This window comes from Bradyrhizobium sp. BRP56 (assembly GCF_020194035.1).
Classification (GTDB): domain Bacteria; phylum Pseudomonadota; class Alphaproteobacteria; order Rhizobiales; family Xanthobacteraceae; genus Bradyrhizobium; species Bradyrhizobium australafricanum.
Genome location: NZ_JADYVV010000061.1, coordinates 48,920 through 57,250, shown reverse-complemented (window position 1 = coordinate 57,250; position 8,331 = coordinate 48,920). Strand labels below are relative to the sequence as shown.

General features: G+C 65.9%; 8 protein-coding genes. 2 read left to right on the top strand and 6 right to left on the bottom strand.

Annotated features, from left to right (window positions below):
* Positions 1–305: 305 nt before the first annotated feature.
* From I6F38_RS32875 to I6F38_RS32865, 3 genes are all read right to left on the bottom strand, one after another.
* Positions 306–1,238 carry a GNAT family N-acetyltransferase gene (locus tag I6F38_RS32875; protein WP_225163341.1) on the bottom strand — a complete coding sequence of 311 codons (933 nt, stop codon included), beginning with the start codon at positions 1,236–1,238 and terminating at the stop codon, positions 306–308.
* A gap of 11 nt (positions 1,239–1,249) precedes the next feature.
* Positions 1,250–2,299: an amidohydrolase family protein gene (locus I6F38_RS32870; RefSeq protein ID WP_225163340.1), complete on the bottom strand. Its 1,050-nt coding sequence runs from the start codon at positions 2,297–2,299 to the stop codon at positions 1,250–1,252.
* 145 nt (positions 2,300–2,444) lie between these two features.
* Positions 2,445–3,389, bottom strand: coding sequence for an EamA family transporter (locus I6F38_RS32865; protein WP_225163339.1), 945 nt, complete (start codon positions 3,387–3,389; stop codon positions 2,445–2,447).
* Positions 3,390–3,479: 90 nt separating this feature from the next.
* Here I6F38_RS32865 and I6F38_RS32860 point away from each other — a divergent pair, with 90 nt between their 5' ends.
* Positions 3,480–4,103, top strand: a complete 624-nt coding sequence (locus I6F38_RS32860) for an ABATE domain-containing protein (protein ID WP_225163338.1) — start codon at positions 3,480–3,482, stop codon at positions 4,101–4,103.
* 12 nt (positions 4,104–4,115) lie between these two features.
* On the opposite strand, the gene I6F38_RS32855 is transcribed toward I6F38_RS32860, so the two are convergent.
* On the bottom strand, positions 4,116–4,931 hold the full coding sequence (locus I6F38_RS32855; RefSeq protein WP_225163337.1) for an MBL fold metallo-hydrolase: 816 nt from the start codon (positions 4,929–4,931) through the stop codon (positions 4,116–4,118).
* Positions 4,932–5,106: 175 nt separating this feature from the next.
* On the opposite strand from I6F38_RS32855, the gene I6F38_RS32850 reads away from it, so the two are divergent.
* Positions 5,107–6,057, top strand: coding sequence for an alpha/beta hydrolase (locus tag I6F38_RS32850; RefSeq protein WP_225163336.1), 951 nt, complete (start codon positions 5,107–5,109; stop codon positions 6,055–6,057).
* On the opposite strand, the gene I6F38_RS32845 is transcribed toward I6F38_RS32850, so the two are convergent.
* Positions 6,041–7,558 carry a permease gene (locus I6F38_RS32845; RefSeq protein ID WP_225163335.1) on the bottom strand — a complete coding sequence of 506 codons (1,518 nt, stop codon included), beginning with the start codon at positions 7,556–7,558 and terminating at the stop codon, positions 6,041–6,043. The two genes, I6F38_RS32850 and I6F38_RS32845, sit on opposite strands and share 17 nt — an antisense overlap.
* Entirely contained in the window at positions 7,555–8,307 is a 753-nt protein-coding gene (locus I6F38_RS32840) for an ABC transporter ATP-binding protein (RefSeq protein ID WP_050382508.1), read from the bottom strand. Before I6F38_RS32840 ends, I6F38_RS32845 begins: the two co-directional genes overlap by 4 nt.
* Positions 8,308–8,331 lie beyond the last annotated feature (24 nt).

Genomic DNA, 8,331 nt, shown 5'->3' with positions numbered 1-8,331 from the left:
TGTTCACCCGTCGAGCACTCGCCACCATCGACCAGCCTCCGCCCATCAATCCCAGCCACCGCAAATGCAGAACATCCCCAAACCAGATGGAGTTCTGCTATGGATGACGTTCCCCGGACAGCCCTGCGCTTGCGGGGAGAGGTCGGATCGCATCTTCAGATGCGATCCGGGTGAGGGGGCGCCTCCGCGAATGCAGCTGTCACCGAATATGTGGAGAGGCCCCTCACCCCAACCCTCTCCCCGTAAGAACGGGGCGAGGGAGCGCAATCCCGTCGCCGTCGCTACCGACCCAATCTCATCGCGCTCTACTGAAACCTCCGCCCCCGCGCGGCGAGCAGGTCGCCGCGTGGCGCGCTGAAGCGGCAGGTCTCGTGCTGCGGCCGGAATCCGAGCCGGCGATAGATCTTCAGCGCGGGAGCGTTGCGGCTCGAGACGTTGAGCCAGCACGGGTGCTCGACCGATACGTCATGTGCAGCCAGCACGCGATAGACCAGCAGCTGGCCGAGCCCGCGTCCCTGCCGCACCGGATCGACGGCGACCGACTCGATCCACATCGAGTTCCGTTCCGGCTCGGTCAGGCAGAAGCCCGACATCTGTCCATCCTCCGACGCGATCCAGACTTCGCTCTCGGTCAGGACCTGCGCCATCTCCTCCGGCGAGTACAGGCGGAAGGCGGCGTCCGAGGCATAGGCGGCATTGTGGATGCGCGCGACCTCGCCCGCGCAGGCGGTGACGTCGCTGACCTGCTCGATGGTGGCGCGCGCGGCCGCGAGCGTGCGCGCCGGCTGCAACGGCTCGACGCACTTCATGCCGATCTCGGACTCGACGTGAACGAAGCCGAAGGCCGCGACGAAGGCCATACCCGCAGGCCAGTCGCTGCTCACCAGCGTCTGAACGGTGAGATCGGCATCGGCGTCGATCGCAAGCACCTCGTCGAACAGCGCGAGGCCAATCCGGTGGCGGCGCATCTCGGGCGCCACGACGATCTTGAGGAATCGGGTGTGATGCGCGCCCTGGTCGCGCAACGAGGACTCGGCGAGGCCGACGAGTGCGCCATCGCGCTCGGCAACACGAAAGCCGCGCCCGCCGCGGTTCTGCGGCAGCTTCAGGAACTGGTCCCATTGCGGCAGCGTGACAGGGCCTAGCCGCGGTTCCACCGCGGCTGCCTTTGCGTAAAGTTCGACCACCGCTTCCGCATCAGCCTCTCGAAGCGGCCGGATGGTGATGCCGTCATCCATGAGTCGAGAGTTTACCCGATATCGAGCCGATAGACATCCTTTGCCGTCTTCAAGAACAACGCCGTCTTTTCGGCTTCGCTATATTGTGATGCAAGCCGTTTAAAGGTGTTGAAGATGACCTGGTAGCTGCATTGCCCCTTATCAGGTGGGAAGTTGCTCTCGAACATGCAACGGTCCGGACCGAACGCCTCGATGCAGGTCTCGACATAAGGCCGCCAGGCGGCGGCAAGTTCCTCCGACGAGGGCGGCCTGGGGCGGAGGTGGAAATCGTAGCCGAGCAGGCACATCGCCAGCCCGCCGAGCTTGACCACGACGTTCGGGCATCTGGCGATCTCCTGGATCGACGCCTTCCAGACCGGAAAGGTCTCCGCGCGCTTGCCGGCGAAGCGGCCGGTGCCGACCGGGCCGCCGCAATGGTCGAGCACGATCCTGGTATCGGGAAAGGCGCGGGCGAGGTCGGTCAGCTCGCCGATCTGCGGGTGGAACAACCAGGCATCGAAGCTGAGCCCGAGTGGCGCCAGGCAGGCGAACCCCCTACGAAAGGTGGGGTCCAGCAGAATGCCCTTCGGCCGGTTCGCGTACATGTGGGCGACGTTGGGATCCTCGTCCCAGGCCGAGGAGTGGCGGATGCCGCGGAACCGGCCGTTGCCGGCGGCAATCTGCGCCTCGAGCACCGCCTTGGCCTGATCGCCGATCAGAAGGTTAACGTGGCTGACGATGCCGGCGCAGATCGCCGCCTTGCCGTAGCCGCCGCTCGCCGCCATCGCCGCGACGCCGTTGGCGAACTCGACCTCGCCGACCGGACGGAACGCCTCCGGGCCGTCGGCGCGGTACATCGACCGGCAATCGACATAAACGGTGGCCACGATGTTGTGGCCGGACGCGATGTCGTCGCGCATGTCCTCGATCAGATAGCGCAAGCCCCCACGATCCCAGAGATGGTGATGCGGATCGACGATTGGCCGGGCCGGATCGATGATCTCCTCGGTGTATTGGGCGAGCCAGTCTTCGCGCGGATTGGCATAGAGCCCGCTGGCGGAGGCGGGCAGAGTGCTGGCCATTGATGATGCTCCCTGTTCTTGCTCTTGTCGGCCGCCGATACGATGTCGGCTGCGTGGAGGATAACGAGCCGCGCAGCGACGCGTCAAACCCGGGCCTCTGCCTGACCTCTGCCTGAGGAGGCATGCGTACGTCTGCGCGTGCCGGTCAACCCGACCGTATTGCCGCTCGCGACCATGTCATCGACTGAGCTTGCCGCGCCGACGCCGGCGATGCCTGCTCGGTGCGCCAGGTGATGATGACCGAGGCGATGACAAGAAGCGCTCCAAACAACATCGTGACGGAAAACGGCTCGCCCAGAATCAGCGTGCCGAGCAGCACGGCGATGATCGGGTTGACGAAGATGTAGGTCGAGACCATGAACGTCGACACATTGTCGAGCAGCCAGCGAAATGCCGTGAAGCCGATGACGCTGCCGGCAATGGCGAGATAGATCACGGCCGCGAGCGAGGGCGCCGAAACGTCGCGCGGCGAGAAGCCTTCCAATTCACCGGACGCAAGACTGATTGCTAACAGGACCGCGCCACCGATCGACAGTTGCATGCCTGACGACAATGTTGGCGAACCATGATCCGAAGTCCGACGCGACAGCACCGTTCCCATCGCCCAGGAGAACGCCGCAGCGAGCAGCAGCAGAATGGGAAGGATACTGAAATGGCCCTGTTCGGCCGATTGCCAGCCCACGATTGCCACACCAGCAAGGCCGGGCAGCAATGCGGCCAGCGTCATGGTCGCAGGACGCCGGGTTTGCGGATACAGGAAATCGATGAGCAACACCCAGAACGGGATCGTAGCCAGCATGATCGCGGCGATGCCGGACGGAACCGATTGCTGGGCATAAGCGAGAACACCATGGCAGCCGACGAAGAACAGCACGCCGCAGAGTGCTGCGGTCAGCCAGTTCCACCGCGAAACACGCGTGACGTCCGCCCCGTTCAGCGCGATCAGGATCAGGCCGCCGCCGAGCGAGCGAAGGCCCATCAGCAGGAACGGCGGGATCGACTTCAAGCCGAGCGCGATCGCGAAGTAGGTGGAACCCCAAAGCAGATAGATGGCGGCGAACGCGCCGACAATCAAAAGGCGCTTGGACATACGAAGCTCCCGAGCTAGATTCTAACCCCTTAATGGGTTATCAAATCCAACCCATTAAGGGGTTATGCGTTCCGGAGGAGTTGCTGGACCATGCCGCGCGTTCCTTCGCCTGAGGCGTCGTCCCGGGAAGAGCTCAGCATCAAGTTCGTCAATACCGTCGCATGGCGTCTCCGCGACCTGGTTGAGGATCGGATCGCGACCTCGGATTCCATTCTGAAATGGCTGGTCGATGCCGAACTGGCGGATCGCCGGATCGCCGCGCAGCTCAGGGCGCGATGGAAAGCCTCACCGCACGAGGCCGATGCCTTTCTGAATGCGGCGCATGGTCTGCGCGAGGCGCTCTACAGGATCTTTATCGCCCGCATCGGAGGCGGCCGGATCGATCCGACGGCGCTGGCCGATATCAACCGATACCTCGAAGCCGCGTTGAGCGGTGTTGCGCTCGGACCTGTCGGCGACACCCTGCGGTGGCTGCCGACAGCCGGGAAAGTTGCGCCCGAGACGCTGCTCAAGCCGATCGCATGGTCGGCGGTGAGCCTTCTGACCGGGCCCCGTGCGCTGAGGGTGAAGCAGTGCCAGGATGAGCGGGGTTGCGGTTGGTTGTTCGTTGACGAGAGCCGTACCCAGAACCGGCGGTGGTGCTCGATGGGCGATTGCGGCAATCTTGCCAAATCGCGGCGGCACTACCGGCGCAGCCAAGCGGCGGAGGAATGAGTCCATTGAGCCTCACACTCCGTCGAGGATGATCACCGTCGGCGTCGCCGGCAGGGTGTCGCGCGAAATCCGCAAGGTGCGCTCGCCGCCGCGGCGATCGATCTCGAACTGCTGGCCGATCAGGCGCATGAACTCGTCGAGTGGGGTGGCGAAGCGGTGCATCGGCAGCACGACGGCGGCGCGCAATCGCCTGGTGATCTCGGAGATGCCGTCGAGCGACATCGTATAGGTGCCGTCGATCGGCACCATCACGATGTCGAGCCGGCCGATCGCGGCGAAATGGCTGTCGTCGAGCTTGACGTGGAGGTGGCCGAGATGGCCGATGCAGAGGCCGGCGACCTCGAAGATGAAGATCGAATTGCCGTCCTTGATCATCTCGCCGCCGGAGTCTTCGCCCCAGTAGCGGCGGATGTCGGTGGTGACGTTGCGGATATAAGCGTCGCCGATGCGCTCGGCGTAATGCGCGGCCTGGCCGTTCTCGCCCCAGCCATGCAGCACGTGGGGAATCTTGGGATCGGGAAACAGCGTGTAATGGGTCGCGTGGGCCCGGTTCATGGTCGCGACGTCGGGCAGCCGCCCGGTCCGATAGACGCCGTTGTAGTCGGTCGCGATCCGGATGCCGCCGGGCGTGTCGATATAGTAGGTCGAATGGCCGGCATAGGTGATCGCGACTTCGTCGGCTTTGGCTGCGACGCGCCGGTAGTTCACCGGGACGGCGCGCGGCGGCGCATTGGCCATCGCCAGACATTCGCTGCGCCGGGCATCCTGCGCGAAAGCGTGACCGGTCAGTGATCCAAGCAAGACCAGCGCGGCGAGCAATCTCAGCATGACCTGTTCCGTCTGCGGCGGCATCCGCGGACGGGAAGACTAGCGCGCATTTGGCGCGCCGTCATGATGAGGCCCGTGCATCGCTCCATGGCGCGGGCTGCAACACGAGCCGGGCGATTATTGCGTCGGGACACGCTAGGATGCCGCGCAAACGATCGAGATCAGGGAGTTTTGCGTGACTGATACCGTCTCTTCGCAGCGCGCGCCTTCGACCAAACGGCTCGAGCCATTGCGCCATGTCGATGCCGGTGTGCTCAACATCGCCTATTACGAAGCGGGCCCTTCCGATGGGCCGGCCGTGCTGCTGATGCATGGCTTCCCTTACGACATCCACTCCTATGTGGACGTCGCGCCCATGCTGGCGGCGCAAGGCTGTCGGGTCATCGTGCCCTATCTGCGCGGCTACGGACCGACGGCCTTCCGCGACAAGGCGACGCCGCGCTCGGGCGAGCAGGCGGCGGTCGGCGCCGACATGATGGCGCTGATGGACGCGCTCGGCATCGCGCGCGCGGTGTTCGCCGGCTATGACTGGGGCGGCCGCGCCGCATCGATCGGTGCGGCGCTGTGGCCGGAGAGATGCATCGGACTCGTCTGCACCAACGGCTACATGATCCAGGACATCGCGCATGCGATGGTGCCGGCGCCGCCCGATCGCGAGGTGCCGCTTTGGTATCAGTACTACTTCCAGCTCGAGCGGGGGCGGGCCGGGCTTGCCGCCAATCGGCGCGGCATCGCCAAAATCCTGTGGTCGCAATGGTCGCCGAGCTGGGCGTTCGACGACGCCTGCTTCGAGCGGACTGCGGTCGCGTTCGACAATCCTGATTATGTCGACGTCGTGATCCACAGTTATCGCCACCGCTACGGCGTTGTCGACGGGGATCCGCAATATGCGGATTTGCAGCGGCGGCTCGACACATTGCCTGTCATCAGGGTCCCCGCCATCTCGCTCGACGGCGCCGACGACGGCGTGACGTTCGCGACCGACGGCAGTCGCACCGCGGCAAAGTACACCCGCCGCCTTGCCCATCGCCTGATTCCGCATGCCGGCCACAATCTGCCGCAGGAAGCGCCGGAGGCGTTTGCCGCCGCAGTGCTGGAGGTGATGAAGGCTAGCGCCGCGGGCTGATCTTCCAGGCGATGGCAAGCGTCAGCAGCGTCAGAATGCCGCTGACCAGCGCGGCCGTCGGGATTGTCAGGGCCAACGCCGCAGTTGCAGCCCAGCCGATCGAGGAGAAGGCTTCCGCGAAGGTGGCGATGCGGGAGGAGGTCTGACGCCGCCGGAATTGGCTGCGCTTGGCCTGCGCGCGGAACCAGAGCTGGACCGCGGCGGCGGATGCGGTCGCGATGAGGATTGCGATCGCCGTGACCGCGGCCTGCCCTGGCGAGGCAAACGCCAACGCGGCCACCAGCGGGGCGAAGATTACGGCGATTGCGATCAGGACCACCTCGACCTTGGCGCGGGTCACGCGTGACGGCGGCAGCGGCGCGGTCGCCACCAGATCGGGCGCGTCCTCGCCGGAGATGGTCAGCCAGGCGAGCCCGCCGGCGAGCTGGCCGGCGGCCATCACGATGACGGGGGTGATCAGCACGATCGCGGTCGACGTGCCGGAGAAGCTGCGCCACAGCATCAACGCCGGCGGCAGCAGATAGAGCATCTGCATCAGGGTCTGCGACAGCAGCCACGGATCGCGGCGCAGCAGCAAGAATTCCTTGCGCCGCAGCGCCTGCTGCCGCGAGCCGGCCCGGAAGGCGCGGGCGCGTCCCCGCGTCACCGCAGCCGGATTGGCCGCGACGCTGGCGACCGTATCGGCAAACCGCGGTGCGAATAGCGCCATCACGCCGCCGAGCATCACCAGCGCCGCGGCGAGCAGCAGCAGCATGATTTCGAGCTCGCCGAGCGATGCCCGCGCCGGCCACCACAGCAGGCTGTCGGAAGCGGGGGCAATTCGCGCCGCGGTTTCCGAGGTCAGAAAGGCAAAGCGCGACAGCGTGCCGTAGGACAGCACGGCCACGACCTGCAGCGCGATGACGAAGCCGGCGCCGATCACGGCGGAGACGACCTGCGCTACCAGCCGCGTCCGGCTCGGCCCGATCAGGCGGAACAGGAACGCGGTGACGGTGATCGCGGCGGCTGCCGCCGACAGCCCGATCGCAAGGACGACGCCGAAGCCGGCGAGCCAGCGCGGGCCGCCGAGATAGACCAGCACGTCGATGAACGGCGTCGACAGCAAGAGCGCCATGCTGCTCACCGTCAGCGCGATCGCGGCGATCCGGATCGAGAAGATGTTGGTGAGTTTTGCCGGCGACGACATGATCAGATCGAGATCGGCGCGGGCGTAGAACACGCGCGTCACCGACTCGATCGCCTGCGAGAGCATCAGCGCCCAGGCCAGGAAGATCGTCGCGGTCAGCACGATCAGCGACGACGGGTCGAGCGGAAACCGCAGGTCGGCATAGCGGTTGACCACGGCATAAGCCGGCAGATGCAGGATCGCCGCGAAGATCAGGAGCCCGATCACGGCGCGATTGCGCCGGCGACGGCCGCCGGTCATCATCGCCAGCCATTCGCGCCACGCCAGGCGGAATTCGTGCCGCGCGAACCAGGTGAGGTGGGCGACCGAGCTCACGCGGCCGCCGCTTCGGTATCGACCAGCGCGATGAACATGTCCTCGAGCGTGGTGTCGTTGCGGCCGTTCTGCGCGCGCAGCTCGGCCAGCGTACCCTCGGCGATCAGCCTGCCGGCCGCGATCACGCCGATCCGGTCGGCCATCCGCTCGGCGACTTCGAGAATGTGGGTCGTCATGATCACGGTGCAGCCGGCGCGGACGCGCTCCTGCAGCAGTCCCTTGACGTGACGCGCCGACAGCGCGTCGAGGCCGGTCAGCGGTTCGTCGAGAATGATCAGGCGGGGATCGTGCACCAGCGCGCCGGCCAGCGCCACCTTCTGGCGCATGCCCTTGGAAAAGCCTTCGCAGCGCTCGTTGAGATGCGGCTCGAGCCCGAGCGACACCAAAAGATCGCGCGCCGAGCTCTCCGACGTGCGCGGATCGATGCCCCACAGGCCGGCGACGAATTCGAGATATTCCAGCGGCGTCAGCTTGTCGTAGATCATCGGCTCGTCGGACACCCAAGCCATGATCTGCTTGGCGGCGACCGGATCGGCCAGCGCGTCGATGCCGAGGATCGACACCGAGCCGGCATCGGGCCGCAATAGCCCCGCCACCATGCGCAGCGTCGTGGTCTTGCCGGCGCCGTTCGGTCCGAGCAGCGCATAGAACTCACCGACACGGATCGTGAGATCGAGCGCGTCGACCGCCGGGCGGTCAAAACGCTTGGTTAACCCTCGCACGGCGAGTGCGGACAGTTCAGGTGTCATGGCGTGGTGGCGATCCGGAATTTC

What these genes read in the sequence shown, in the direction of transcription:
- I6F38_RS32840 (WP_050382508.1), bottom strand. Translation starts at nt 8,307, where the DNA reads ATGACACCTGAACTGTCCGCACTCGCCGTGCGAGGGTTAACCAAGCGT.
- I6F38_RS32870 (WP_225163340.1), bottom strand. Translation starts at nt 2,299, where the DNA reads ATGGCCAGCACTCTGCCCGCCTCCGCCAGCGGGCTCTATGCCAATCCG.
- I6F38_RS32865 (WP_225163339.1), bottom strand. Translation starts at nt 3,389, where the DNA reads ATGTCCAAGCGCCTTTTGATTGTCGGCGCGTTCGCCGCCATCTATCTG.
- I6F38_RS32860 (WP_225163338.1), top strand. Translation starts at nt 3,480, where the DNA reads ATGCCGCGCGTTCCTTCGCCTGAGGCGTCGTCCCGGGAAGAGCTCAGC.
- I6F38_RS32875 (WP_225163341.1), bottom strand. Translation starts at nt 1,238, where the DNA reads ATGGATGACGGCATCACCATCCGGCCGCTTCGAGAGGCTGATGCGGAA.
- I6F38_RS32855 (WP_225163337.1), bottom strand. Translation starts at nt 4,931, where the DNA reads ATGCTGAGATTGCTCGCCGCGCTGGTCTTGCTTGGATCACTGACCGGT.